Source organism: Algoriphagus sp. UBA3586 (assembly GCF_002376385.1).
Lineage (GTDB): Bacteria > Bacteroidota > Bacteroidia > Cytophagales > Cyclobacteriaceae > Algoriphagus > Algoriphagus ornithinivorans.
Genome location: NZ_DFMT01000031.1, coordinates 263,629 through 290,168, shown reverse-complemented (window position 1 = coordinate 290,168; position 26,540 = coordinate 263,629). Strand labels below are relative to the sequence as shown.

General features: G+C 39.0%; 25 protein-coding genes. 11 read left to right on the top strand and 14 right to left on the bottom strand.

Translation table 11 applies throughout. The features are described from left to right. From B2906_RS11575 to ade, 9 genes are all read right to left on the bottom strand, one after another. On the bottom strand, positions 1-221 hold a 221-nt coding region (locus tag B2906_RS11575; protein WP_414631665.1), incomplete at its 3' end, for a hypothetical protein. Next, positions 211-1,365, bottom strand: a complete 1,155-nt coding sequence (locus tag B2906_RS11570) for a DUF4221 family protein (protein WP_219957873.1) — start codon at positions 1,363-1,365, stop codon at positions 211-213. The genes B2906_RS11570 and B2906_RS11575, both read right to left, overlap by 11 nt. Positions 1,366-1,435: 70 nt before the next feature. Then, on the bottom strand, positions 1,436-1,633 hold the full coding sequence (locus B2906_RS11565; protein WP_219957874.1) for a hypothetical protein: 198 nt from the start codon (positions 1,631-1,633) through the stop codon (positions 1,436-1,438). A gap of 450 nt (positions 1,634-2,083) precedes the next feature. Beyond that, a complete protein-coding gene (locus B2906_RS11560) occupies positions 2,084-2,494 on the bottom strand; it encodes a hypothetical protein (RefSeq protein ID WP_286939761.1) in 411 nt (136 codons plus the stop codon). Then, a complete protein-coding gene (locus tag B2906_RS11555) occupies positions 2,484-3,638 on the bottom strand; it encodes a DUF4221 family protein (RefSeq protein WP_219957877.1) in 1,155 nt (384 codons plus the stop codon). Before B2906_RS11555 ends, B2906_RS11560 begins: the two co-directional genes overlap by 11 nt. A gap of 94 nt (positions 3,639-3,732) precedes the next feature. Further along, complete coding sequence (locus B2906_RS11550; protein WP_219957878.1) at positions 3,733-3,927, bottom strand: hypothetical protein; 195 nt, start codon at positions 3,925-3,927, stop codon at positions 3,733-3,735. A gap of 854 nt (positions 3,928-4,781) precedes the next feature. Beyond that, entirely contained in the window at positions 4,782-5,936 is a 1,155-nt protein-coding gene (locus tag B2906_RS11545; protein WP_286939759.1) for a DUF4221 family protein, read from the bottom strand. A gap of 70 nt (positions 5,937-6,006) precedes the next feature. Further along, complete coding sequence (locus B2906_RS11540) at positions 6,007-6,204, bottom strand: hypothetical protein (protein ID WP_286939757.1); 198 nt, start codon at positions 6,202-6,204, stop codon at positions 6,007-6,009. Between the two features lie 144 nt (positions 6,205-6,348). After that, on the bottom strand, positions 6,349-7,980 hold the full coding sequence (gene ade / locus B2906_RS11535; protein WP_286939756.1) for an adenine deaminase: 1,632 nt from the start codon (positions 7,978-7,980) through the stop codon (positions 6,349-6,351). A 118-nt stretch (positions 7,981-8,098) separates the two neighbouring features. Between ade and cmk the strand changes: the two genes are divergently transcribed. From cmk to B2906_RS11480, 11 genes are all read left to right on the top strand, one after another. Next, positions 8,099-8,806, top strand: a complete 708-nt coding sequence (gene cmk / locus B2906_RS11530; protein WP_286939754.1) for a (d)CMP kinase — start codon at positions 8,099-8,101, stop codon at positions 8,804-8,806. Next, positions 8,787-9,683, top strand: coding sequence for a 4-hydroxy-3-methylbut-2-enyl diphosphate reductase (locus B2906_RS11525; protein WP_219957884.1), 897 nt, complete (start codon positions 8,787-8,789; stop codon positions 9,681-9,683). The genes cmk and B2906_RS11525 overlap by 20 nt, the downstream gene beginning before the upstream one ends. A gap of 138 nt (positions 9,684-9,821) precedes the next feature. Beyond that, the gene (locus B2906_RS11520) at positions 9,822-11,177 is read left to right on the top strand and encodes a Na(+)-translocating NADH-quinone reductase subunit A (RefSeq protein ID WP_219957885.1); all 1,356 of its coding nucleotides are present in this window, start codon (positions 9,822-9,824) and stop codon (positions 11,175-11,177) included. 5 nt (positions 11,178-11,182) lie between these two features. Further along, positions 11,183-12,397, top strand: coding sequence for an NADH:ubiquinone reductase (Na(+)-transporting) subunit B (locus B2906_RS11515; protein WP_286939752.1), 1,215 nt, complete (start codon positions 11,183-11,185; stop codon positions 12,395-12,397). Then, positions 12,384-13,151: an NADH:ubiquinone reductase (Na(+)-transporting) subunit C gene (nqrC, locus tag B2906_RS11510; protein WP_286939750.1), complete on the top strand. Its 768-nt coding sequence runs from the start codon at positions 12,384-12,386 to the stop codon at positions 13,149-13,151. Before B2906_RS11515 ends, nqrC begins: the two co-directional genes overlap by 14 nt. 34 nt (positions 13,152-13,185) lie before the next feature. Continuing rightward, complete coding sequence (locus B2906_RS11505) at positions 13,186-13,869, top strand: NADH:ubiquinone reductase (Na(+)-transporting) subunit D (protein WP_286939749.1); 684 nt, start codon at positions 13,186-13,188, stop codon at positions 13,867-13,869. A gap of 15 nt (positions 13,870-13,884) precedes the next feature. Further along, the gene (gene nqrE, locus B2906_RS11500) at positions 13,885-14,496 is read left to right on the top strand and encodes an NADH:ubiquinone reductase (Na(+)-transporting) subunit E (protein ID WP_286939748.1); all 612 of its coding nucleotides are present in this window, start codon (positions 13,885-13,887) and stop codon (positions 14,494-14,496) included. Between the two features lie 208 nt (positions 14,497-14,704). After that, a complete protein-coding gene (locus B2906_RS11495) occupies positions 14,705-15,331 on the top strand; it encodes a 3-keto-disaccharide hydrolase (protein ID WP_286939747.1) in 627 nt (208 codons plus the stop codon). A 60-nt stretch (positions 15,332-15,391) separates the two neighbouring features. Then, a complete protein-coding gene (locus B2906_RS11490) occupies positions 15,392-15,949 on the top strand; it encodes a DUF502 domain-containing protein (protein WP_091654951.1) in 558 nt (185 codons plus the stop codon). A 226-nt stretch (positions 15,950-16,175) separates the two neighbouring features. Next, positions 16,176-17,252: a hypothetical protein gene (locus B2906_RS11485; RefSeq protein ID WP_286939746.1), complete on the top strand. Its 1,077-nt coding sequence runs from the start codon at positions 16,176-16,178 to the stop codon at positions 17,250-17,252. Between the two features lie 64 nt (positions 17,253-17,316). After that, positions 17,317-18,531, top strand: a complete 1,215-nt coding sequence (locus tag B2906_RS11480; protein WP_286939745.1) for a DUF4221 family protein — start codon at positions 17,317-17,319, stop codon at positions 18,529-18,531. 2 nt (positions 18,532-18,533) lie between these two features. Here the strand turns inward: B2906_RS11480 and B2906_RS11475 are convergent, their stop codons facing one another. From B2906_RS11475 to dnaE, 5 genes are all read right to left on the bottom strand, one after another. Beyond that, entirely contained in the window at positions 18,534-19,433 is a 900-nt protein-coding gene (locus tag B2906_RS11475; RefSeq protein ID WP_286939744.1) for a TolB family protein, read from the bottom strand. Between the two features lie 46 nt (positions 19,434-19,479). Next, positions 19,480-20,520, bottom strand: coding sequence for a selenide, water dikinase SelD (gene selD / locus B2906_RS11470; RefSeq protein ID WP_286939743.1), 1,041 nt, complete (start codon positions 20,518-20,520; stop codon positions 19,480-19,482). Then, entirely contained in the window at positions 20,492-21,547 is a 1,056-nt protein-coding gene (gene mnmH / locus B2906_RS11465; RefSeq protein WP_286939742.1) for a tRNA 2-selenouridine(34) synthase MnmH, read from the bottom strand. Before mnmH ends, selD begins: the two co-directional genes overlap by 29 nt. Before the next feature lie 65 nt (positions 21,548-21,612). After that, entirely contained in the window at positions 21,613-21,933 is a 321-nt protein-coding gene (gene trxA / locus B2906_RS11460) for a thioredoxin (protein ID WP_091654947.1), read from the bottom strand. Between the two features lie 126 nt (positions 21,934-22,059). Continuing rightward, a complete protein-coding gene (gene dnaE, locus B2906_RS11455; protein WP_219957895.1) occupies positions 22,060-26,346 on the bottom strand; it encodes a DNA polymerase III subunit alpha in 4,287 nt (1,428 codons plus the stop codon). Between the last annotated feature and the right edge of the window lie 194 nt (positions 26,347-26,540).

Here is a 26,540-nt window from a genome sequence, read left to right as displayed (position 1 = left end):
TTTGCAATCAAAACGATAGCTCCAGGGCTTCCTTTAGGAAGAAGTTGTAATTCACTGTAAAAGCTATCCAGACAGGTTTTACATCCTTCAGGATTGACTACTAAAATCCAATCTTCAGGCTCTGTAATATTTAAGATCCTTGCAATTTTTGATTTATTGGGATTTGAGCACGAGAGAAATGCAAAAAAAACCATCAAAATAAAAAGTGTTTTAATCTTCATAATTCAGACCTTCAAACCTAATAATGTCATATCGAAGGATATTTTCATCAAAATCATCCCTGTTGGGATTATTGGTGGACACGTACAATCCCTTTTTACCTACGAAATAATTCCTGTTCTCAATTCCATGGTTTAAAAAATTGAATTCACCTAAGATTTTCAAATCTTTATCCAGAACCATGACACCAATCATAGGTCTTCTTGAAAAAATTGATCTTGGACCGAGGTTATAATCGTTGACGTTTATCTTTGGCAAGAAAAATCGATAAAATACATCTCTATAAATATCATAGATGAAATTCTCATAACTATCACTTTCTAAGTCTTGTATAATTCCCTTATCTCCAGGGGCAGGGAAACCATCGATAATTCTAAAACTGTTTACTGATTCAGACTTTACATTTACATAGCTCACTAGTCCCTCCCCTTTTTTTGAAATCACCCAAAGTCTATGGTCAGTAAAAGGTGCAACAATAATGGAATCATACCTATTAGCCCATGCGAAATTGGCGCTTTTTTTTCCATCAGACCAAATATTAGGAGGCCTAGAAATTGGAATCCATCTTGATACAGTATCAGTTTTATTTGCTTCTATTTTAAAAATTGAAAGAGTATTAATCGCTTCTTTCTCTGTGATATTAAAAATATTTGAATAAAAAGGCTGGGCTCCCCAAAGCTCTTTATCTTTTAAAATAAATGGTGTCTCATTAGTAGACCCCACATAATTGACCTTGTTTTCGGGATCAAATATTGGGGTACTGGCTAGAACCTCGCCTTGGAAATTGATACTAAAGGCCTTTGGGGGTATGGAAGAAATAAGTACGCAATCAGGTTTGTAAATTTGAAATCCGCTATAATTCCCGATACTATTTGGACCATCTGTAAATAGCGGGATTTTGTAGTTTATTTTTTTAGTTTGAAGATCGAAAAGTATAATTTCAGGTTTGCTTTTGTTTTTAATGGCGAGATACTCTCCTGAGTCACTCTTTATGTATTGAACCCTCCTGATATCGGGATTGAAATCTGAATTTATTGAAATGATTAACGTTTCGTTTATTTTTTTCTCTGTGATAGAATAAGTAAGTTTTTTTTCACATGAGGAAAAGACAACTAAAAGGGAAATAATTAAAATTATTGAACGCATAATTAGATGAAAAATGTGGCTGTTCCCTATTTCATCAAAATCAATAAAATAAAGCCCAGCCACAGATTGATTATTGAACTTGTTCGCCTGGTTGTGTTTCGCAACCGCAAAGATTTGTTTCTACAGGTGTAGTACATCCTTCATCATCCCATTGGCAATAAACCATTTTGTCTTGAGCCTTGGCATTATTAGTTCCAAAGTAAGATAGCCCTAGTGATGCTAAACCAACTAGACTAGCGGATAAGGCAAATAATTTTAACTTTTTCATGATTTTTTAAAATTTAAGTTTGAAAATTGTTTTGCTTTGGGAATGCCTAGAATTTCCCGGATTTGATCCATGGCCAAAAAGATCACTAGTAACAAAGGAGGAGCAAAAAAAAAACAAACTAATTGAATAAATTATTTTAAAGTTTTAATTACAAATCAAAAAGCAGATCGCAAAAAGCGAATTTTTTATTATAAGGTAGCCACTAGTCCAAAGCCTGGCTACAGATGGTTCAGGACAATTATCCTGAGATTGAATTCCACTTTACATCGGAGTTTTAAATTACTCATCCTCCAAAGGTTTTCACCCTTGGAGGGTTTGTTTTTTGAAAAAGGCGGGCTTTTTTTTAACCGATTGCTCATGTGTATAATAATACTGCTTTATAAGCTGTATTGCTTTTCCTACAGTTGAACGGTATACTGGGAGAATTCTGTTTTTTGAAAATCATGAATCCTATCTTATTTCACTCAAAGCATTTTCATAATCCAAAATATCGAATGAGGTAAATCCTTCCGCTCTAAAAAGCAGAATCTGATCAGTCATTTGTACCAACTCTTCCTTTATTAGGTTTTTTTGTTCATCGAGATAAAGTGGAATCGGCGAATTTTCAATCAGAGGATGTAGTCGAAGCGTTTTCGTATTTTTTGCAATCAAAACGATAGCTCCGGGGCTTCTTTTAGGAAGAAGTTGTAATTCACTGTAAAAGCTATCCAGACAGGTTTTACATCCTTCAGGATTGACTGCCAAAATCCAATCTTCAGGCTCAGTAATATTTAAGATTCCTGCAATTTTTGATTTATTGGGATTTGAGCACGAGAGAAATGCAAAAAAAACCATCAAAATAAAAAGTGTTTTAATCTTCATAATTCAGACCTTCAAACCTAATAATGTCATACCGAAGGATATTTTCATCGAAATCATCCCTGTTGGGATTATTTGTTGAGATGTATAGGCCTTTACGGCCGACAAAGTAATTCCAAGCTTGAGCGTAATTCGTTTCAAAAAGATGTTGCCCTATGATATTTAAACTTTTGTCTAAAATCATTATGCCAAGTTTTGGATGATTTTGCAACATATTTCTGGGAGTGAGATTGTAGGACTCAATCTTAATAGAAGGATAGAAGAAGCGGTAAAAGATTTTTCTATATTGATCAAAAAGCAAAAGTTCATATCGCCCATTTTCCAAATCTTTGATTATTTCAACATCCCCAACTGGGCTATCTTTTATTATTCTAAAACCATTAATTTGATTAGATTTAATTTCTTTTATTCCAAGTAGTCTTTCCTTTTTTTTAGATACAATCCAGATTCTATGGTCTAATTGAGGAGCTATCAGGATTGAATCTCCATTATCCGTCCATGAAATATCAAGACTTTTTTTTCCATTGTCCCATTCATCCTTTGGACGGTTTATGTTTAGCCACTTTAGTTCATTTTCCCTTTCAGAATGTATTGTTAATTTAAAAATGGGTCGAGTGTTTTCAATATCTTTAAAACTTATGTTATATAAGTCTTGGAAATAAGGCTGTATACCAAATAATTCTTTACCTAGAAAAATAAAGGGAGTCTCATTATTGGACGACAAGTAGTTTGCTTTTTTTTCAGGGTCTTCAATTTTGATCGTAGAATACTTTTCTCCAAGAAAATTGATTAGATGAACTCTAGGTGGGATCGAAGCAATTACTATTGTATCCTCTGATTTTATGGTGAAACCATTCATTAATCCTATACCATTAGGACCTTCCTTTTTCAATGGTATGATTTGATGTATATCGAGAGAGTTTAAACTAAATATACCTAATTCAAAATTAGTTTTATTTTGTATAGCTATGTATTCACCGGAATCACTATCAAAGTGTTGAATCCGAGATAGGTCTGGATTAAAGCTCTGATCAATTGGAATTTGAATTGTGGAGTAAACTTGTTTATTGATTTGCTTGATTTCATTTTGTTTTGGTTTGCAATTGTTTAATGCAACCAGACTTAGGAGGAAAATAATATTTTTCATATAATGAAGGCAGGCTGCTTCAAAAATCTAAACTTTCCTTTTACTATAATATAAGAATATTCAAACTTTAGAAACAGCCTTACTATTAAATTAATTATTGTACTGCCGCTCCGTCAACTTCACAACCACAGGGAGCCTTGTCTTTGGGCTTGGTACAAGTTTTACCATCCCACTCGCACTTGGCAATCTCACCTTGGGCTTCTGCTTCATTGGAAGTCAAATAAGACATACCAAAGATTGCTGCCCCATAAAGGCCAATGCCTAGTGCAATTAATTTTAACTTTTTCATGATTTTTAAAATTTAAGTTTGAAAATTGATTTTGTTTTGGGAATGCCTAGAATTTCCCGGATTTGATCTATGGCCAAAAAGATCACTAGCAATATAGGAGGTGCAAAAAAAAAACAAACTAATTGGATAAAATATTTTAAAGTTTTAATCACAAATCAAAAAACAGATCACAAAAAGCGAATTTCAATTCGTAAGGCAGGCACTAGTCTAAAGCCTGGCTTCAGTTGGTACAGGACAATTATCCCGAGATTGAGTTTCACTTTACTTCGGAGTTTTAAAATACTCACCCTCCAAAGGTTTTCACCCTTGGAGGGTTTGTTTTTTATTAAAGGCGGGCTTTTATCTTTTAACCGATTGCTCAAGTGTATAATAATACTGCTTTTTAAGCTGTATTTCTTTTCCTACAGCTGAACGGTATGCCGGTAGAATTCTGTTTTGGTATTTGATCAATACTATCTTATTTCACTCAAAGCATTTTCATAATCCAAAATATCGAATGAGGTAAATCCTTCCTCTCTAAAAAGCAGAATCTGATCAGTCATTTGTACCAACTCTTCCTTAATTAGGTTTTTTTGTTCATCGAGATAAAGTGGAATCGGCGAATTTTCAATCAGAGGATGTAGTCGAAGCGTTTTCGTATTTTTTGCAATCAAAACGATAGCTCCGGGGCTTCTTTTAGGAAGAAGTTGTAATTCACTGTAAAAGCTATCCAGACAGGTTTTACATCCTTAAGTATTGACTACCAAAATCCAATCTTCAGGCTCAGTAATATTTAAGATCCCTGCAATTTTTGATTTATTGGGATTTGAGCACGAGAGAAATGCAAAAAAAAATCCATCAAAATAAAAAGCGTTTTAATCTTCATAATTCAGACCTTCAAACCTGATAATGTCATATCGAAGTATATTTTCATCAAAATCATCCCTGTTGGGATTATTGGTAGACACGTACAATCCCTTTTTTCCTACGAAATAATTCCTGTTTTCAATTTCATGGTTTAAGAAATTGAATTCACCTAAGATTTTCAAATCTTTATCTAGAACCATGACACCAATCATAGGTCTTCTTGAAAAAATTGATCTTGGACTGAGGTTATAATCGTTGACGTCTATCTTTGGTAAGAAAAATCGATAAAATACATCTCTATAAATATCATAGATGAAATTCTCATAACTATCACTCTCTAAGTCTTGTATAATTCCCTTATCTCCAGGGGCAGGGTATCCATCGATAACTCTAAAACTGTTTACTGATTCAGACTTTACATTTACGTAGCTCACGAGTCTTTCCCCTTTTTTTGAAATCACCCAAAGTCTATGGTCAGTAAAAGGTGCAACAATAATGGAATCATGCCTATTAGCCCATGCGAAATTGGCGCTTTTTTTTCCATCAGACCAAATATTCGGAGGCCTAGAAATTGGAATCCATCTTGATACAGTATCGGTTTTATTTGCTTCTATTTTAAAAATTGAAAGAGTATTAATCGCTTCTTTCTCTGTGATATTAAAAATATTTGAATAAAATGGCTGGGCTCCCCAAAGTTCTTTATCTTTTACAATAAATGGTGTCTCATTAGTAGACCCCACATAATTGACCTTGTTTTCGGGATCAAATATTGGGGTACTGGCTAGAACCTCACCTTGGAAATTGATACTAAAGGCCTTTGGGGGTATGGAAGAAATAAGTACGCAATCAGGTTTGTAAATTTGAAATCCGCTATAATTCCCGATACTATTTGGACCATCTGTAAATAGTGGGATTTTGTAGTTTATTTTTTTAGTTTGAAGATCGAAAAGTATAATTTCAGGTTTGCTTTTGTTTTTAATTGCGAGATACTCTCCTGAGTCACTCTCTATGTATTGAACCCTCCTGATATCGGGATTGAAATCTGAATTTATTGAAATGATTAATGTTTCGCTTACTTTTTTCTCTGTGATGGAATAAAAATGTTTTTTTTCACATGAGGAAAAGACAACTAAAAGGGAAATAATTAAAATTATTGAACGCATAATTAGATGAAAAATGTGGCTGTTCCCTATTTCATCAAAATCAATAAAATAAAGCCTAGCCACAGATTGATTATTGAACTTGTTCGCCTGGTTGTGTTTCGCAACCGCAAAGATTTGTTTCTACAGGTGTAGTACATCCTTCACCATCCCATTGGCAATAAACCATTTTGTCTTGAGCCTTGGCATTATTAGTTCCAAAGTAAGACAACCCTAGTGATGTTAAACCAACTAGACTAGCGGATAAGGCGAATAATTTTAACTTTTTCATGATTTTTTAAAATCTAAGTTTGAAAATTGTTTTGCTTTGGGAATGCCTAGAATTTCCCGGAATTGATCCATGGCTAAAAAAATCACCAGCAATATAGGAGGACTAAAAACAAAACAAACTAATTGAATAAAATATTTTAAATCTTTAATACAAATCAAAAAACAAATCACAAAAAGCGAATTTCTGTCCATCAAACAAGCCTTTATCACTCAGTTTCAAATCCGGAATGACCAACAATGCCATAAAGCTCAGCGTCATAAAAGGAGAGTTGAGCTTAGATCCCATTTCTTTGGATAGTTGGTCTATTTTGGTGTAAGCTTCAGCTACTTGGTATCCATCCTTAGGGGACATAATCCCTGCCACAGGAAGAGGTAATACTTCTTCTTTTTCTCCGAAGACAGCAGAGACTCCTCCTTTGACTTGTATCAGCAAGTTGACAGCCCTGCAGATAGACACATCATCAACACCTACTGCAATAATGTTGTGCGAATCATGCCCTACGGAAGAAGCGATAGCGCCTGCCTTTAAACCAAAGTTTTTGATAAATGCCACAGCAGGAGGAGCATCTTCGTAGCGGTTGACCACAGTAATTTTCAAGATGTCCTTTTCCAGATTGGATTCTGCCAAGCCCTCGCGAAGTATGATTTCTCCTGATATCTCTGGAGTGATCAACTGTCCATCAAGTGCTTCAATGACTCTAACCTTGTTCCCAGAAGCAGGGATTTGAAAGTCCTTCGGCTTTTTGAGAGAGGTATGGAAATTATTGATCAACTCATTTTTGATGCTTGGAATCAGCGTCTTTCCGTTTTCAGCGACTTTTTGTCCTTGTATATAGGTGGCGAGCACTTCAAATTTCTCCAGATCCTTCACTAGGATAAAATCTGCTGGGTCTCTGGCTCTGAGTTGCCCTACATTCAATGAATAATGTTGGATGGGATTAATGCAGGCTGCCCGAAGTACATCAAATACGTCCTTTCCTTTGGCGACTGCACGTGCAGCTAAATCATTAATATGGGAGATGGCCAAATTATCTGGATGCTTGTCGTCTGAGCAAAACATAATCATCTCTGGATAATCATCAATCAAGTCGATAAGGGCTTCAAAGTTTTTGGCTGCGGATCCTTCTCTGATCGAAATTTTCATTCCGAGTTTTATTTTCCCCAAAGCCTCTTCGTAGGTAAAGCATTCATGGTCCGTACTTGGCCCTGCTTTCACATATTTTTCAGCTAATTCTCCCTTTAGTCCAGGAGCATGCCCATCTATTGGCTTTCCATATTTTTGGGAAATTCTGATTTTTTCCATGACCAAAGGATCCTGATTGACAGTTCCCGGCCAATTCATCATTTCTGCCAGATAATGAATTTCTGGTCTACTCATCAGGGTTTCTATATCCGATGCATCAATTTCTCCACCAGCTGTCTCAAAAGGCGTAGCAGGCACACAGGAAGGAGCACCAAAATAGAATTTGAATGGAACCTGATTACCATTCTCAATCATATATTCTACTCCCGCCATCCCACATACATTGGCAATCTCATGAGGATCGGAGATAGTTGCCACCGTTCCGTGAGTAACGGCTAATCGGGCAAATTCTGACGGGACCAGCATGGATGATTCCACATGTACGTGAGCATCAATAAATCCGGGCATGAGAAAGGGAATATCTCCTCGTGCGAATGTGGGCCGGATGGAAGCAATTTCTCCTTTTAAAACTTCGAGCTCCACTGGATAAATCCTCCTTTGATGTATGTCTACATATCTGGCTATAATCATCATGAAATCTGAATTATATCAATAAAATAAAAATGGGGAAAATCCTCTCCCAAAAATTCGTTTGGATTAAAACTACTATATTTGCGACGGAATTAAAAAGGACCGAAAGCTGGATTTTTGAATGGGTAAAATTGTCATCGCCATAGATGGGTATTCGGGTTGTGGTAAAAGCTCTACAGCTAAGGCAGTTGCCAAAGAATTGGGCTATACCTACATTGATTCGGGTGCCATGTATCGGGCAGCTACGCTACATTTCTTGGACAATTATCTTGCCCCATCCAACCCTCAGGATGTTTCAAAAGGATTGAAATCACTTGAAATCGAATTTCATCCCAATCCTGATACAGGAAAACAAGAAACCTATTTGAATGGAGTCAACGTAGAATCTAAAATACGTAGCATGCGCGTTTCCGAAAAGGTTAGCGAGATAGCTAAAATCAAGGAAATCAGAAAGGAACTGGTAGCGCAACAGCAACGTTTAGGTAAATCAAAAGGTGTGGTGATGGATGGAAGGGATATAGGTTCTGTAGTATTTCCTGATGCTGAATTAAAAATATTTATGACGGCAGATTTGGAGACTAGAGCTTACAGAAGGCAACAAGAAATGCTGGAAAAAGGCGACATGATTGACCTGGATGATATTCAGCAAAACCTAGCCGAAAGAGATAGAATAGATTCTTCCAGAAGTGAAAGTCCTCTGATCCAAGTGGAGGATGCCGTCGAAATAGACACCAGTAATCTCAGCTTTGTGGAGCAAGTTGCACAAATTGTGTATTTGGCCAAGCAAAAAATTAATCCTAGAGAAGATTATGCAAGTAACCATCGATAAGAATTCAGGCTATTGCTTTGGAGTAGAATTTGCCATCAAAATGGCAGAGGATGAAATGGAGCAATCAGAAAAACTCTATTGCCTGGGAGATATCGTTCATAATGATATGGAGGTCAAGCGTCTCGCAGAAAAGGGGCTGGTGGTGATAGATAGAGATCAATTGACTGAACTGAGTGATTGTAAAGTTTTGATCCGTGCCCACGGTGAACCCCCGGAGACTTATAAAACTGCCATAGAAAACAACATAGAGCTGATTGATGCATCTTGTCCTGTAGTCCTAAAATTGCAGCATCGTGTCAAAACCGCCTTTGATAAAATGGAGCGGGAGAATGGCCAAATTGTAATTTATGGAAAAAAAGGACATGCAGAAGTGATTGGCTTGACTGGTCAAACCTTGGAAAAGGCCATCGTTGTGATGGAAGATGCAGATTTGGAGAAAATCGATTTTAATAAGCCGGTTACACTGTTCAGTCAGACCACCAAAAGTACCAAAGGCTTTTATGAGCTTTCTCAAAAAATTGAAGAGAGAATTAAAGCGGCCAAAGGTGAATTGACAGAAGTGGATTTCAATGCAAATGATTCAATCTGTCGACAGGTATCCAACCGAGAGCCTCAGCTTCAGCGATTTGCGCAAGAAAATGATGTGATTTTATTTGTTTCCGGTAAAAAAAGCTCAAATGGTAAAGCACTTTACCAAGTTTGTTTGAGTGAAAATCCCAGAAGTTATTTCATAGAAAACGAAACAGAAATGAATCCAGACTGGTTTCAGCCAACAGATAAAGTTGGAATCTGCGGAGCCACTTCTACTCCCATGTGGCTGATGGAGCAAGTCAAAAGCCACTTGGAATCTATGGAAGAGAATGCATTGCTTGCTTAAACCATAAATCAACCTTTTGGAATCAAAGGGAAACTTTCTATAAGAAATTCAAAGATAAACTTCCAGATACTCTATAAATAAAGAGGTTATTTATTAGATTTGGGGCGTTTTTCAAAAGCTCATAGTTCAAAAACAGATATGTCTAAAATAGTGAAGCTTAAGAAAGGTTTTGACATCAACCTGGCAGGAAAGGCTAAGCAAGAGCTGGCTGATTTTGCTCCCGCTCAAACCTTCGCAATTAAGCCGACAGACTTTATTGGTCTTCAAAGACCAAAAGTACTTGTCAATGAGGGAGATGCAGTGAAGGCTGGTACTCCAATCCTGTTCGATAAGGCCTTGGATCAAGTCATGTACGTGGCGCCGGTATCAGGTGAAATCGTTGAAGTCAAAAGGGGTGAAAAGCGAAAGCTGCTCGAAATCAAAATTTTGGCGGATAAAGAAAACTCTTTTGAAGATCTGGGTAAAATCAACCTAGCCTCTATCGATAGAGATTCTCTAGTCCAAAAACTAACCCAAAGCGGAGTTTGGCCAAATTTGATTCAGCGTCCATTTGGAGTTGTAGCTAATCCGGCAGATACTCCAAAGGCTATTTTCATTTCTGCTTTTGATACGCATCCATTGGCTCCTGATTTGGGATTCACCCTTCAAGGTGAAGATTCCTATTTTCAGGCAGGTTTGGACGCTTTGGCGAAATTGACTGAAGGAAAAATTCACCTCAATGTGGATGGCTCTAATTCAATTCCTTCGATTTTCTCACAGGCTAAAGGTGTTCAGATCAATCAATTCTCCGGTCCACATCCTGCAGGCAATGTGGGTGTGCAGATTCATCACCTAGACCCTATCAACAAGGGTGAAATTGCTTGGACTATTTCTCCGGCAGGGGTGGTACAGATCGGTAAATTGATAGTGAATGGTGTGTTTGATGCTTCTAAAGTCATTGCCATCACTGGTTCAGAATTGACTAAAACTGCCTACGTGAAAACAAAGGCTGGAGCTTGTGTGTCCACTTTTGTAAAAGGAAATTTGAACAGTGGGCATGTTAGAGTGATCTCTGGCAATGTTTTGACAGGAGAAAAAATCTCTATGGAAGGTTATTTAGGTTTCTATCACAACCAGATCACTGTAATCCCTGAAGGAGATTATTATGAGTTCTTAGGTTGGGCAAAGCCTACCACCGAAAAGCTAAGCTATCACAGAGCTTTAGGCTTACTTTCCTTCCTAAAACCAAACAAAGAATATGTACTTGACTCTAATGCTAGAGGAGAGGAAAGAGCATTTGTTCAAACCGGTGTGTTTGAATCAGTAACTCCGATGGATATTCTTCCAGTTTATTTATTGAAAGCCATCATGGCTGAAGATTTTGATGAAATGGAAGAATTGGGAATCTATGAGATCGTAGAAGAGGATTTGGCACTTTGTGAATTTGTCGATGTGTCCAAGCATCCTGTGCAGGAGTTGGTAAGAAAAGGTATAGAATTAATCCAATACAGTTAATCCATATGAAGTTTCTAAGAGATTTAATGGACAAGCAGAAGCCTCTTTTTGAAAAAGGGGGCAAGCTTGAAAGTTTATATTACGCATTTGAGGCGGGTGAGACCTTCCTTTTCTCACCAAATCATACCACAGGAATCAAAGGTGCCCAAGTAAAGGATGCCATTGACCTGAAGCGAATGATGATCACTGTAGTGGTGGCCATGATTCCTTGCTTGTTGTTTGGTATTTACAATGTTGGACATCAAAGCTTGTTGGCCACTGGAGAAACAGCAGGTTTGTGGGAAAATTTCGGAGATAAAGCCCTAATCGGTTTGCAATTGGTTCTTCCAATCATTATTGTAGCTTATGCTGCTGGTGGTTTGGTAGAGGCTACATTCGCTGTGATTAGAAAGCACCCTATCAACGAAGGCTTCTTGGTAACAGGAATGTTGATTCCTTTGGTAGTACCTGCGACTACACCTTTGTGGCAAGTTGCCTTGGCTACAGTTTTTGCTGTAGTTATTGCAAAAGAAGTTTTTGGAGGGACAGGGATGAATATCCTGAACGTGGCCATGACAGCAAGAGCATTCTTATACTTTGCTTATCCTGCACAGATTTCTGGTGACCAAGTTTGGACTTATTTAGGTGATAAAGCCGCAGTTGACGGTTTCTCTGGAGCAACTGCTTTGGCTGTTGCCTATAATGCCGGAGTAGATGGTGTGCCTGTGACTGAAGCTTTAGCCAGTCATAACACTGCACTGGGTTCAGATATGTTCAGCTTCGCTAACATGTTTATGGGATGGATTCCTGGTTCAATCGGGGAGACTTCCACATTGATGGCATTGGTTGGAGCTTTGATTTTGATAGGTACAGGAGTAGCAAGCTGGAAGATTATCGTTTCCGGTTTCGCAGGAGCGTACATCATGGGATTCGTGATGAATCTTTTTGCTGTAAATGAATACATGGCAATGCCTCCTCAATATCACTGGGTGATGGGTGGCTTGGCCTTCGGTATCGTATTTATGGCAACTGATCCTGTTTCAGCATCACAGACAGAAACCGGTAAATGGATTTATGGATTATTGATAGGTTTCTTGACAGTGATCATTAGAGTTACAAACCCAGCCTATCCAGAGGGAATTATGCTAGCCGTTCTATTTATGAACGTGTTTGCGCCTTTGATTGATTATTATGTAGTAAAAGCCAACAAAACAAGGAGGTTACAACGTGCAACAGTCTAACGTTTATATCATCACATTTTCGGTCATTTTGACCGTGGTTCTTGGTCTGCTTCTATCAGGCACTTCCCAGGTCTTGGGTCCTTTGCAGAAAGAAGCTATTGCCTTGGACAAGAAAAAGCAAATCTTGGGTGCTGTGATTTCCGGAGAGGAAATCGACGCGATGAGTCCTGAGCAAATCAATGCTTTCTATGCTAACCGAATCTCATCCGTAGTAGTGGATATCAATGGAAAGGAGGTTACTGAACAAGCTGGTGCACCTGTTAATGCTGAGAATGTAGACATTGCCAAAAACTACAAGAAGCCTGCTGACCAGCGCTTGTTTCCTGTTTTCATTTTCCATGCAGAAGGAGACAATGAAGCGGTTGAGTCCTATATTTTCCCTCTCTATGGAGCGGGTCTTTGGGATGCAATTTGGGGCTTTATTGCTTTGGATACGGATATGAATACCGTAGGAGGTATTACCTTGGCCCATGCTGGTGAAACTCCAGGTTTGGGAGCAAGAATCACAGAGCCAGGTGTGCAAGAAAGATATACTGGAAAAGAGATTTTTGATCAGAACGGAGAATTGGTTGCAATCCAAATGCAAAAAGGAGAAGGAAAAGATTATTCCTCTGATCCTCACAAAGTAGACGGTATGTCTGGAGCTACAATTACCGGAAACGGTGTGAATGCCATGTTGCAGAATTATCTGGGCTACTACAAGTCTTTCATCGAATCCAAAAAGAACTCTCAGGCAGTTGCTGAGGCTCTTTAATCCCATTCTTTCCACCTTTCTAGAATAAAGACCTATGAGTGCTGAAACTATAGAAAAAGCGATTGAAAAGAAGCCAGCAGAGGCTCTTCTTTCCAAGCGCAGAAAAAAACTGGTTACTGATCCTCTAGTAGATGACAACCCGATCACCATTCAGGTTTTGGGTATCTGCTCTGCCTTGGCGGTAACGACCCAGATGAAGCCTACTCTAGTAATGGCAATATCTGTAATCTTTGTAGTGGTCATGTCTAACTTGGCTATCTCTCTACTTAGAAATACTATTCCAACCCGAGTTCGAATTATCGTGCAATTGGCTGTGGTTGCAACTTTGGTGACTTTGGTTTCCGAGGTGCTTAAAGCTTTCGCTTACGACATGTATAAGGAACTCTCCGTATTTGTCGGACTCATCATCACCAACTGTATTGTAATGGGCCGCTTGGAAGCATTTGCTTTGGGTAATAAGCCTTACGATTCTGTCCTTGATGGTTTGGGTTCCGCCTTGGGTTATTCCTGGATCATTCTTGCGGTAGCTTTCTTCCGAGAGCTTTTAGGATCTGGCTCTGTTTTCGGAGTCCCTGTCTATGAATACATTTCTGGACTTTTTGGGCCTGATTTCAAGTTGGCGACCAATGGCTTGATGGTTTCATCTGTGGGTGCCTTTATCATCTTGGGCTTGATCATCTGGGTGCAGCGCACCATAACAGGATATGTAGAACACTAAAAATCGCTTAGAAAAATGGACTTAATTAATCTTGGAATCCGGTCGATCTTTATCGACAACATGGTTTTCGCCTACTTCTTGGGGATGTGTTCTTTCCTAGCCGTTTCCAAAAAAGTAAGTACAGCCCTTGGTTTGGGTGCAGCAGTTATTTTCGTATTAACTGTAACTGCACCTGTCAACTGGCTTTTGAATGAATTTGTATTGAAAGAAGGTGCTTTGGCTTGGGCTAATGCTTCTTTGGCTTCAGTAGATTTGACTTTCCTACGCTTTATCATGTTTATCGCGATCATTGCGGCGATGGTACAGCTGGTAGAAATGGTCGTTGAGAAGTTTGCCCCTTCTCTCTATGGTCAATTGGGTATCTTCCTTCCTTTGATTGCGGTAAACTGTGCGATCTTGGGTGGATCTCTTTTTATGGTTCAGAGAGACTATACTTTCGCCGAATCTGCAGTTTATGGATTTGGTTCAGGTACAGGGTTCTTCTTGGCTATCGTAGCTTTGGCTGCTATCCGTGAAAAACTGAAGTATTCTGCTGTACCTGATGGATTGAAAGGATTGGGTATCACTATGCTTTTGACTGGATTGATGGGTATTGCCTTCATGTCATTCATGGGAATTGACTTATAAAATCATCAAATATTATAGGAAAGGCTCTGGAGAAATTCAGAGCCTTTTTTGTTTTTCCAGCGGTTTGGATAGCTGCTGATTGTAATCGTATATTCATAGATCAAACCTTGATTGTATCCTTATGAAATGTCCATTAGGAAAATTCTCACACAGGGGGATTATTATCCTGGCCATTCCATCTGACCTCTAAAAAACAATTTATAAACAGATGAAAAAACTAAGCTTATTTTTAACCTTTCTACTCATTTGCTCTTTGTCATTTGCTCAATCGACAGATTGGATTGAATTATTTAACGGGAAGAATTTGGATGGATGGAAAGTATCTGAAAATCCAAATTCCTTTCAAGTAGTGGATGGTGTAATTAAAGTGGATGGACCCAGAGCACATGCTTTTTATGTGGGACCGGTGAGAGATCATGAATTCAAGAATTTTGAATTGATGGTAGAGGTAAAAACAATGCCGAAAGCCAATTCAGGAATTTTTATCCATACTGCTTACCAAGAAAAAGGTTGGCCTGAAAAAGGATATGAAGTACAAGTCAATCAATCACATGCTGACTGGAGAAAATCAGGAAGCCTTTATTCTTTCAATGATGTAAGAGAAGTATATGTGAATGATGGCGAATGGTATACTTACCATATTATTGTCAAAGGAGATCAGGCTACTGTCAAAATCAATGATGAGGTAGTTATGGAATATGATGAGTCTGAGGATGCTGACAGGCCTGCCAACGCTGAAGAGAAGAAGTTTGATAAGGGAACCATTGCTTTACAAGCCCATGATCCAGAATCAGTGATTTTTTATAGAAGTGTGAAGATTAAATTGCTGGATTGATACCTTTGAGTATTCGTACTTGATGAATTAGTAATTCAAATCTTTTCTAGATCTAAATCCATGGGATTCACTTATAAAAGAATTCTGTCCTACTTTCTGAGAGGGCTGTTATTCATTACTCCGTTAGCCGTTACGATTTATGTGATCTATGCCATTTTTGTCTTTTTAGACAATTTGATTCCCGTTCCTATTCCAGGGATTGGCATCTTAATGGTTTTAGGCTTGATTACTTTTATTGGATATCTGGCAAGTTTATTCTTTACCAAACCTTTTTTTGAATGGTTTGAAAGAGGAGTATTTAAGATTCCATTGGTGAATCTACTTTATACGTCCATTAAGGATTTGATGGGGGCTTTTGTGGGAGATAAAAAGAAATTTAGCTCTCCTGTCATTGTTCAGATATCGGATACACTTTCACGATTGGGTTTTATAACTCAGGAAGATATGTCCGAGATTGGTGAACCTGATCTGATAGCCGTTTACTTTCCACACAGCTATAATGTGTCAGGGAATGTGTTTTTAGTACCAAAAGACAAAGTCAAACCTCTCCATGGAGTGAAAAGCTCAGATGTGATGAAGTTTATGGTTTCTGGTGGGGTATCCAATCTGGGGCATTGATTGAAGTTTAATAGCATGTCTTTTTTTAACGATAATACCTTACAAAAACAATCCACACTCTCTCCATAATTCTATATCTTCCGGTAAAAGTGTCCCGAATTTGAAAGAAAATAAAAGCCGTTGGATGATCTAAGAACTTCTATTAGTAGGTAGATTTAAGATATTTTTAGTTTTTTACCTTAAAAATTTTGTGCTTTTTTCCGACTCAAAATTCAATTGTTTATCGATGCGATACTTACTGATTCTAGTGATTATTTTTTCATGTGCTAAAAAGGAAAACGCTATTTCTCCAAAGCAATTGGACGCAATTGATTCTATCAGTTTTCAGTTGGACTCTCTCACACCAGATTATTTTCATGGATTGGAGCTGGTCGTTCTGAACGATCAACCTTTTTTATCCTTGTTGAATGACTTGACAAATACGATCTATTACTATGATGTAAGGACAAGCAAGTTCAATAAAAAGTTGTCTTTTAAAGTAGGCGGAGATGGCTTGATGAAAGGTGTCATGACCTTTAAGCATGTGGGAAGCGACTCCATACTCTTATTTGGAAAGGGAAGATACTCTTATCTATCTGATCATTTAGGAAATATTATCAATGATTTTGCGTTGATGGACCTCTCAATTCGCCAAAGTCCCTATGCAACATCTTCAAGTCCACCAATTATTTTTGGCGACTACATTTATTATAACTCAATTGTTTGGGGCGATTATTCGCCAGAGTTTCATCCAATTTTACGTTATTCCATTTCAAAGGGTGATGTTAGTCTTGCTAATCCTTATCCGAGAGTTTATTTTCAAGAGGGGGATTGGGGGGCTCTTCCTTACGATTATATTTATCAGGCTTTTGATAGGCAGAACAATCGTATTATTTATTCCTTTCCAAACTCAAATGTTCTGTATGAACGTAGATTTGGATTAGATTCACTTATTGAGGTAAAGCAATCAGAATTTGGAGAAAAAATAATGCCTCCATTTGAATCAAATAATTATGAATATGATTCTGAGACCTGGCATGAGACTTTAAATAATCTAGCTATTTTCGGTCCAGTCTATATCGATGAAGTCTCTGAAGTGATTCTTAGATTTTATATTTTACCAGTAAAGTCTAATCTTAAATCACCAAAACGAAAGATGAAGCTTATAAAGTATAATTTGGAGGACTTGGAGATTTTAAATGTATATGATTTGCCTGACAAAGATTATGTAGCTACGAATGCCTTTTTTTACAATTCGAATTTTTATTTAAGGAAAAAGTCTGGCGATGAGGATTCTATTTCATTTGATCTGTTTAAATATTAACGTGTTGTGGATCTTTTTTTCTACTCTTTAGAATAGAGTTCCAAATTGAAAATCCAGAAGGACTATGTACGGAATATTCAAAATGTCTTTAAGTAGTAAAATTGGGCAATTTGCCCGATTTTTTATTCTAATTTCTTTAGTATCGTGTAAAAATGATGCCGAGCAAAAGAGTTTGATTAAAAGCATTGCCTACACTGTCGATACGGTAAGAATTAATTTGGATAAAAACCAATTGTATGATTATCCCCGTTTCTCTGTCTTCAAAACTGACTCTATCGATTACTTCTATGGGTATAATCAGTCCCTCCACAGGTTAGATATATTTTCACTTACGGAGGGAGAGTTTATCAATTCAATACCTCTAAATACCGATGGACCAAATGCAGTGGATTCTCCTTTTGATTTTTTTATTTATCAACCTGACTCCATCTTTCTTTATGGAAGAAATTATTCACTGGATATTATCAACGATCAAGGTGTGGTCGTCGCTAAAGAATTACTTCCATTAAGTCGAAATAGTTCTGGTGTCGGAAAGCAAAAAGTAGGGTATCTATCACATTCTGTACATTTCAAACTGTATGTTGATTCGGCATCAAACTCAGTATTTTTCCATTCTTACTCGATGGAGTCAATTCTGAACAAATCAGTCTATTATGAAGTGCCTATTTTAGCAGAGCTTAATCTTCAAACGGGAAAAGTCAAAGATTACCCGTTTCATTTTCCTGATTCGTATCTTCTAGATGGAGAGTATTTAGGAGAATATATGAATCCAAATATAGTCCTAAGTGATTCACTGATTATTTTTTCATTTCCCAATTCACCAGTCGTTAATGTCTACGATAGAAAAAGTGGAAAGCTAATTTCAAGAACAATTGAAAGTGGATTCTCTATAAATACGGTTAAGTCATTGCCAAGTGAAACCTATTCTGAAATACATCTTAGGCTCAACCATCTGATCGAAAACCCCTATTTCTATCATACCGTCTTTGATCCCTATAGAAATTTATTTTATAGAACTCACAGAGGAGAACATCCTAATCCAGATTTGAGTCTGGGAAATCTTAATTTTTCTCAGACCAAAGATTACTTGACAGTAATGGATCACAGCTTAAATCTTCTTCAGGAGATTGAGCTTCCCGCCCATAAGTATGACGCTCTTTCCTTTTTTGTGACAAAAGATGGGCTTTACTTTCCTTATACTCATTATTTAAATGAAGATGTGACGGAAGATAAGTTAGAGTTTCATGTCTATAAGTTTCAGATTGCAAACGAAGACTGATATCAATTAAAATACCTCACAAAAGCTATCCAATCTCCATCCGGAGACCAAGAATGCACATTAATGGAGCCTTGACCTCCATAAAAAACTGGAGTAAGGTCTCTGAGTGTTTTGCTTTCGACATCTAGTAACCGGAGCTTCACATCCTTCCCAAAAGGATGGGCTCCCTTTTGATCTTCTAGATAGGAAATAATCACAGCGCTCTTATTATCTGGGGAAGGGTGAGGGAACCAATTATCCAACTCATCAAAAGTTAGCTGCTCTTGCTGAGCCCCATCTGGCTTCATTCTATAAGCCTGCATTCTGCCTGTGCGGTGGCTGTTGAAATAGATCCATTTCCCATCATAGGAGTACTCCGGGCCGTCGTCCAAGCCTTCAGAATCAGTTAGCCTGATTTCCGTGCCTCCTTGAGTTGAAATCGCCCAGACATCCCATGCCCCATCTCTTTCTGCACAATACACGAGCGTTTTGCCATCAGGACTAATACCATGCCAGTAGCTCGGATACTTGGGAGTGATAAGTTTGGCTTTTCCTCCTTTTGCAGGAATCGTATAAATCCGGGAGCCCATGCCTTCCTCATTTTTGCTGAAGACAAGGGTTTTTCCATCAAAACTCAATCCATGGTCATTGTTTATGCGGGTAATTTGATCCGGGAATATAAAGCCAAGCTTATTCCCATTTAAATCAATTTTTTCCAGCTTTCCGTCGGCATTTATTAATAAATATTTTCCGTCTCGGGTCCAGTTAGGAGCTTCAAAATGCCGTTTTTCCCTCAAAACAACCTTTTCCTCCAGAGTATTTACATTTAAAATGACTAATTCACTTTCAATGGTGGATGGAACTTGGGACATGGCAAATAAGGATGGAAGCAAAAAGAGCAGGAAGCAGAGTTTGAGGTTCATTTTGGCTAGGTTTGATTGGAATCAAGTTACAAAAGCCTATGAATTCCTAGCTTACCTTTACTGTAAAATCCAGTTTTTCACTAAACTTTCCTATTTCCCAGGCTACCTGATTTTCCGCTTGTAAGGTATTTTCAAACCAAGTCTGATTCTCCGGTGCAACAGCAATCAGCAATCCACCACTGGTCTGAGGATCACAAAGTTTGACCAAATCCATTCCTTTCACACCTTCTGTTTTGGAATTAAAGGCATTCCAATTTCTGTACGTATTATCAGGGAAAATGAATTGATTGATATAATCTTGTATTCCTTCAATTAAGGGTAGTCTTTCAATTTCTATTTCTGCCGAAAGTCCAGCACCTTCTGCCATTTCGATCAAGTGGCCCAGCAATCCAAAACCAGTCACATCTGTCATAGCATGAACTTCCTCATGATTTCCCAAAACTGCTCCAATTTGATTTAATCTACAGGCAGTATCCAGTAAGTTGAGATAATCCGTCTCTTTAATTTTTTGGCGCTTGAGGGCAGTGGCCAAAACACCTATTCCCAATGGTTTAGTCAAAAATATCAAATCTTCTGCTTTTGCCCCTTTGTTGGTTTTTATTTTTCTCGGATGAACTATTCCGTTGACCGAAAGTCCAAATATCGGATCTTTGGCAGCGATGCTATGCCCTCCAGCTAGTTCAATTCCTGCGGTTTTACAAATACTTTTAGCTCCTTCTAGGACCTTTGCTGCTAGCTCGGGGGCCAGTTTTTCTACAGGCCAGCTCAAGATTGCATTGGCAAAAATTGGTTTTCCTCCCATCGCATAAACATCAGAAATGGCATTAGCCGCAGCTATTCTTCCAAAATCAAATGGGTCATCGACTATAGGTGTGAAAAAATCAACGGTATTGATGATTGCGATATCCTCCGAAACTTGATATACCGCCGCATCGTCTTTGCCGGAATTACCAACCAAAAGATTGGGATCAGTTTGGCTGAATGAATTACTGGAAGTGAGTATTTGATCAAGAATGGCAGGAGCGATTTTGCACCCACAACCTGAGCCTTCGCTCCATTCAGTTAATCGGGTTGCTTGAGTTTCCATGGATCTTGGATTTGGTTTGAAGTAAAAGCTTTATTTGCTGATTAATTTTTTTGTTGCTCAAGTCCAATGAATACGTTTTTTCGTTGGGATGTCGGTTAAGGTCATATTCGTAAGCCTTGTCATAGTAGATTAAGAGATTTTGAATCCAAGCTTCATGGTCTCCTGATTGGATTGCTTCAATTGCCTGCTCCGTTCTTAATCCTCCCAATTTTTTCTTCAATCGCTTAACGGCAGCTATCAATTCTTCCTTGGGAAGTTTCCCATATTCATCAGCAATATGCGTTATTCTTTCCACATCTGTCTTGAATATATCTATCAGAGGCGCCTCAAGCATTAGCTGAAAAAAATGATCAGGGATAATAATCCTTCCTATTTTTCGGCTTTCGTTTTCCACCCAGATGGTTTGAAGAATATTCATTTGAAGTAATTGCTCGGCCATCAGGTTTTCAAACTGCTCCACAGTAGGTTGAGGCTTTTGCCCTATCGCACCAAATGAGGATCCCTTATGCCTTGCCAGGCCTTCCAAATCAATAACTTGCTCCCCACTTTTAGAGAGCTTCTTTAGTAACAGTGTTTTTCCGGAACCGGTTTTTCCGCCTAATACGATGAGTGTACGAGGTTTTCGAACCTCTTCAAATGTAAAAGTTCTATAGGTTTTGTAGCCACCTTTTAAGCGATACACTTCGAACCCTACCATTCCCAATAGCCAAGATAAAATCTGAGATCTCATTCCTCCTCGCCAGCAGTAGAGTAGGACTTTTCGCTCGGGGAATTGTTGAATTGCTTCTTTTTGGATAAGATGAAATCTAGGGCCGACTAGTTCAAAACCTTTTAAGGTAGCCGCTTCACTGCCTTCATTTTTATAAAGAGTTCCTACTTCAATTCTTTCTTCATTATTTAGAATAGGGAGATTCTGCGCCCCGGGTATATGGCTTTGCTCAAATTCTCCTTCGCTTCGGGCGTCCAGAATAGGTATCGAGGTTCTTAAATCGAAAAATTCAGAAAGAGAAATTAGCTTTTCATTCATCTAGAGTCGAATATAAAAAAAGCCACGGGATTTTTCCGTGGCTTCAAATTTTAGAAAGATGCTACTTATAACTGAGCGTCTAATTTCTGAGCTAATACTGCCTTAGGCACTGCGCCTACTTGCTTATCTACGATTTGTCCATCTTTGAAGAACAATAAGGTTGGAATAGAACGGATGCCAAATGCCTGAGCAACTCCTGGGTTAGAGTCTACATCCACTTTTCCGATTACTGCTTTTCCTTCGTAATCACCGGCCAATTCTTCAACTACTGGTCCGATCATTTTACAAGGTCCACACCATTCAGCCCAAAAATCAACCAGAATTGGCTGATCGGATTTGATTACATCTTCAAAATTAGCGTCGGTGATTTCGATTGCTTTTCCCATTGTATAATTCGTTTAGTTCGATTCTTTTATTCAAATATATGAGAGAAAGTGAATCAATCGGTAATTAGTTCCTACCACTTATCATTTTTTGTCTATGAGCATAGGTAAATACAAAATTCACTTCTCTTACTCTACTTTATAGACTATTTCAGGTATTTCCTTTAGTTCTTTGATCATTTCGGCACTTGGGTCAATTGAAAATTTTTTGGAAAATAATTCAAGGCTGATATTCTCTTTTCGGTCGATCACATCGAAATAGAGTTTTGCCTCTCCTTTGTATTTCTGGGTGATTGTCTCCAGCTTTTCCATCAAATCTAAAGTCAAATCATCCAAGTCAATATTTACCCGGAGGCCTTTGATCATTTTTCCTCGGACCTCAGACAATAACATGATGCTATTGATCTTAAACTCCAAGGAATTTTCATCCCAGCGTTTTTGCCCTACTTCTCCTTTGAGAAACAAAAACCAGCCTGTCATGAAGTACTCCTTATATTTCACATAATCCTCTCCAAACAAAAAGAAAGTAAAGCCTCCTTGATAGTCCTCCAAACTCAAGGTTCCGAAAGGTTTCCCGTTTTTGGTGGTTCTATGAGCGAAAGAAGAAACTGATCCGGCTAGCCTGATTTCTTTCTTGCTACGTAAGGCGTCCAAATCATTCAGGTCAGGCAAAGAAGCGTTCGTAAAGGACTCAATTTCCAAGCGGTATTGGTCCAATGGGTGACCTGAAATATATAAGCCTACTACCTCTTTTTCAATGTTCAATTGCTGCAATTGAGAAAATGGCTCCATAGGTGCAATACTAGGCAGGGGAATATCCATGCTACCACTACTGCCTCCGAATAAACTTACTTGTGCACTATCTTCCTCTTGCTGCACCTTTTGTGCATATTTCACCGCTTTTTCGATCAAAGTCACATCTCCATCCGGTGCTTCCAAGTATTGTCTGCGGTGATGTTCAGGGAAGCAGTCAAAGCCACCGGCCATGGCCAGAGCTTCCATGGTTTTCTTATTCAAGGCTCTGGAATTTACTCTTTTGGCGAAATCGAAGATATTTTTGAAAGGGCCGTTTTTCTCTCTTTCCTTGATGATTTCATCTACTGCTGCGGAGCCAGCACCTTTGATTGCTGCCATTCCAAAGCGGATTTCTCCAGCGGCATTTACAGTAAAGCCATTTTTGGATTCATTGACATCCGGTCCTAATACCGGGATACCCATCCGCTTACATTCTTCCATGAAAAAAGTCACTTGCGTGATATCGTTCATGTTATTGCTCAGAACTGAGGCTAAGTATTCGGCTGGATAATGGGCCTTAAGATAGGCAGTTTGATAAGCTATCCAGGCATAACAGGTGGAGTGAGATTTGTTGAATGCATAAGAAGCAAAAGCTTCCCAGTCTGTCCAGATTTTCTCCAGCTTTTTAGGGTCGTGTCCTTTGGCAGCTGCCTGTTCGATAAATTTGGGTTTCATTTTATCCAAGACATCCTTCTGCTTTTTACCCATGGCTTTACGAAGTACATCTGCCTCACCTTTGGTGAAGCCGGCCAGTTTTTGGGATAGAAGCATTACCTGTTCCTGATAAACCGTAATTCCATAGGTTTCCTCCAGGTATTCTTTCATATCCTCCAGATCGTAGGTGATGGGTTCGGTCCCATGCTTCCTTTTGATGAAAGAAGGAATGTAAGCCAATGGTCCTGGTCTATACAGCGCGTTCATCGCGATTAAATCGGCAAAAACAGTAGGTTTCAGCTCACGCATGTATTTCTGCATCCCAGGACTTTCGTACTGGAAAATGCCGACTGTTTCACCCCGCTGAAATAACTCGTAGGTCTTTTCGTCATCTATCGGAAATGTGTCTGCGTCCAACTCTAAACCGTGACGCTCTTTGACGATTTTGATCGCGTCTTTGATCAAGGTCAGAGTTTTTAGACCCAAAAAGTCCATTTTCAGCAATCCGGCTGATTCTACGACCGAGTTGTCAAACTGGGTGCAAACCATGTCCGAATCCTTGGCCAAGGCCACAGGAACGAAATTGGTGATATCGTCTGGCGTAATGATTACCCCACAGGCATGAATCCCGGTATTTCGAACTGAGCCTTCCAAAACTGTTGCCTGATTGACTGTTTTTGCCGATTCATCCTGCCCTTGAGCAACCCGAAGCAATTCTTCTGCTTTTTGGATCAACTCTCCCTGTCCTTTCAGTTTATCAGAGAGAGCAGCTCTGTTTTTCGCCAGCTCGAACAGTACTTTCAACTTGATGTCCGGAACGAGATTGGCAAGGCGTCCTGCCTCTGCTAAGGGAAGATTGAGCACTCTGGCGGTATCCCGAATCGCTGATTTTGCCGCCATGGTACCATAGGTGATGATTTGTGCGACCTGATTAGAACCGTATTTTTTGATTACATAGTCAATGACTCTTCCTCTACCTTCATCATCAAAGTCAATATCAATATCGGGAAGTGAAACCCTATCTGGGTTCAAGAATCTCTCAAAAAGGAGATCGTACTCAATAGGATCTACATTGGTGATTCCGATGCAGTAAGCCACAGCAGACCCTGCCGCTGAACCCCTTCCGGGTCCCACCGAAACGCCCATTTCCCGGGCTGCCCGGGTAAAGTCCTGTACAATGAGGAAGTAACCCGGATAGCCGGTATTCTCAATCGTTGCCAGCTCAAAATCTAATCTTTCCCGTATTTCAGGAGTGATTTCTGAGTAGCGTTTTTTGGCACCTTCATAAGTCAGGTGACGTAGATAGGCATTTTCTCCCCGCTTTCCGCCATCTACATCATCCTGCTGATCTTTGAATTCTTCAGGAATGTCAAATTTGGGAAGAAGAACCTCTCTGGCCAGCTTGTAGGCTTCACATTTTTCGACGATTTCCTGGGTGCACTCAATAGCCTCCGGCAGATCTGCAAAAAGTTTTTTCATTTCTTCTGGAGACTTGAGGTAAAACTCGTCATTTGGGAAGCCGTATCGAAACTCCCGTCCTCGCTTGCCTACATATTTTTTGGGTTTTTCTACCAATTCCCCATCCTTGACGCAGAGCAAAATATCATGGGCTTTTGCATCCGCTTTATCATTATAATAGGTGTTATTGGCAGCGAAATATTTCACATTATACTTCTTGGCAAATTCTAAGAGAACCTCATTGACTTTTTCTTCTTCCGGGATTCCATGTCGATTGAGCTCTACATAAAAATCATCGCCAAACTGCTCTTTCCACCAGATAAACGCTTCCTCTGCTTGAGTTTCTCCCACATTCAAAATCAAAAATGGAATCTCTCCCCAAAGCCCTCCGGTGGTGGCAATCAAGTCGCATTTGTACTGCACAAGAACTTCCTTGTCTATTCTCGGGACATAATAAAAGCCTTCTATATTGGCGTATGAGGCCAATTTGGCAAGATTATGATAGCCTGCCTTGTTTTTTGCAATTAAGACAGTTTGAAAACCATCGTCTTTTTGCCCTTTGTTTTTTCGATCTCTGCAGAGGTTAAATTCGCAACCTACAATCGGCTTGATTTCTGCGCCCATAGCAGCTTTGACAAAGTGGAAAGCGCCCATCATATTGCCATGATCAGTCATCGCGATAGCTGGCATATTCATGGATTTTGCTTTGGCTACCAAAGCGGGAATTTCTGAGGTTGCTTGCAGAACTGAATACTGTGTATGAACGTGCAAATGGGTGAATGGTATATCCACCAAGTCAGAAATATCTGCTTTTCCAGCCTGCTTTAATACATCTTTAGCAGCGGCTTTTTGGCTGTCTTTAGCCTGCGCAAAATTTGCTTCAGCAAGCTTGGGAGCTTCGTAGATTACTTCTGAAACGGCTACGCCTTCTTCTGGCTTTTGTACACCCTGTGTAATCAATCCAAAAAAGCATCGGGCGGTTGCATCTACGTCATAAGCTGCATCGTGCGCATCCCCAAATCCTTCTCCAAATAATTTTTGATGCAATTCAGTTAGGGTAGGCCATTTGAATTTGCCTCCTTTACCGCCTGGGATCGCACAGAATTCAGTGGAAATATCCTTCGTGTCGAGTGGATTGGCCGTTAATGGCATGGGCAATTCAGCCCGGATAAATTCCGAACCGACCACATTGATATCAAACTCGATATTATGACCGACCAGATGCTTTGCCTCAGCGACATCTTTTTCAAAAATCGCCAAGACCTCTTTCAGGTCATGTCCTTCTGCCAGCGCTCTTTTGGTAGAAATACCATGAACTTTTTCGGCATTATAGGGAATAGTAAAACCCTCCGGTTTGACGATGTAATTATGGTTGGAGATCAGTTTGCCCTGAGCATCATGAAGTTGCCAAGCTAATTGAACCAAGCGAGGCCAGTTGTCCACATCGGACATGGGGGCATTGTAATCTCGGGGTAAACCGGTGGTCTCGGTATCGAAAATAATATACATACAGCACAGAAAATTGAGGCTTCAAATTAGGTCATTTGAAGGAGGCAAAAAAGTCAAGTGGCAGGAATTGTCGGGGAGAGTTAGAATTAAATTCTATAACCAGTTTGGTTTAACATTACCAAAAAAAGGATAATAAAATTAAGTCAATCACAGAAGCCATTTGATTGAAAAAAAGCACTGAAGTTAGTTGTGAT

Bases quoted from the DNA above. Each gene is read 5' to 3' on its own strand.
- B2906_RS11570 (WP_219957873.1), bottom strand. From the start codon at position 1,365: ATGCGTTCAATAATTTTAATTATTTCCCTTTTAGTTGTCTTTTCCTCA.
- B2906_RS11565 (WP_219957874.1), bottom strand. From the start codon at position 1,633: ATGAAAAAGTTAAAATTATTTGCCTTATCCGCTAGTCTAGTTGGTTTA.
- B2906_RS11560 (WP_286939761.1), bottom strand. From the start codon at position 2,494: ATGAAGATTAAAACACTTTTTATTTTGATGGTTTTTTTTGCATTTCTC.
- B2906_RS11555 (WP_219957877.1), bottom strand. From the start codon at position 3,638: ATGAAAAATATTATTTTCCTCCTAAGTCTGGTTGCATTAAACAATTGC.
- B2906_RS11550 (WP_219957878.1), bottom strand. From the start codon at position 3,927: ATGAAAAAGTTAAAATTAATTGCACTAGGCATTGGCCTTTATGGGGCA.
- B2906_RS11545 (WP_286939759.1), bottom strand. From the start codon at position 5,936: ATGCGTTCAATAATTTTAATTATTTCCCTTTTAGTTGTCTTTTCCTCA.
- B2906_RS11540 (WP_286939757.1), bottom strand. From the start codon at position 6,204: ATGAAAAAGTTAAAATTATTCGCCTTATCCGCTAGTCTAGTTGGTTTA.
- ade (WP_286939756.1), bottom strand. From the start codon at position 7,980: ATGATGATTATAGCCAGATATGTAGACATACATCAAAGGAGGATTTAT.
- cmk (WP_286939754.1), top strand. From the start codon at position 8,099: ATGGGTAAAATTGTCATCGCCATAGATGGGTATTCGGGTTGTGGTAAA.
- B2906_RS11525 (WP_219957884.1), top strand. From the start codon at position 8,787: ATGCAAGTAACCATCGATAAGAATTCAGGCTATTGCTTTGGAGTAGAA.
- B2906_RS11520 (WP_219957885.1), top strand. From the start codon at position 9,822: ATGTCTAAAATAGTGAAGCTTAAGAAAGGTTTTGACATCAACCTGGCA.
- B2906_RS11515 (WP_286939752.1), top strand. From the start codon at position 11,183: ATGAAGTTTCTAAGAGATTTAATGGACAAGCAGAAGCCTCTTTTTGAA.
- B2906_RS11505 (WP_286939749.1), top strand. From the start codon at position 13,186: ATGAGTGCTGAAACTATAGAAAAAGCGATTGAAAAGAAGCCAGCAGAG.
- nqrE (WP_286939748.1), top strand. From the start codon at position 13,885: ATGGACTTAATTAATCTTGGAATCCGGTCGATCTTTATCGACAACATG.
- B2906_RS11495 (WP_286939747.1), top strand. From the start codon at position 14,705: ATGAAAAAACTAAGCTTATTTTTAACCTTTCTACTCATTTGCTCTTTG.
- B2906_RS11490 (WP_091654951.1), top strand. From the start codon at position 15,392: ATGGGATTCACTTATAAAAGAATTCTGTCCTACTTTCTGAGAGGGCTG.
- B2906_RS11485 (WP_286939746.1), top strand. From the start codon at position 16,176: ATGCGATACTTACTGATTCTAGTGATTATTTTTTCATGTGCTAAAAAG.
- B2906_RS11480 (WP_286939745.1), top strand. From the start codon at position 17,317: ATGTACGGAATATTCAAAATGTCTTTAAGTAGTAAAATTGGGCAATTT.
- B2906_RS11475 (WP_286939744.1), bottom strand. From the start codon at position 19,433: ATGAACCTCAAACTCTGCTTCCTGCTCTTTTTGCTTCCATCCTTATTT.
- selD (WP_286939743.1), bottom strand. From the start codon at position 20,520: ATGGAAACTCAAGCAACCCGATTAACTGAATGGAGCGAAGGCTCAGGT.
- mnmH (WP_286939742.1), bottom strand. From the start codon at position 21,547: ATGAATGAAAAGCTAATTTCTCTTTCTGAATTTTTCGATTTAAGAACC.
- trxA (WP_091654947.1), bottom strand. From the start codon at position 21,933: ATGGGAAAAGCAATCGAAATCACCGACGCTAATTTTGAAGATGTAATC.
- dnaE (WP_219957895.1), bottom strand. From the start codon at position 26,346: ATGTATATTATTTTCGATACCGAGACCACCGGTTTACCCCGAGATTAC.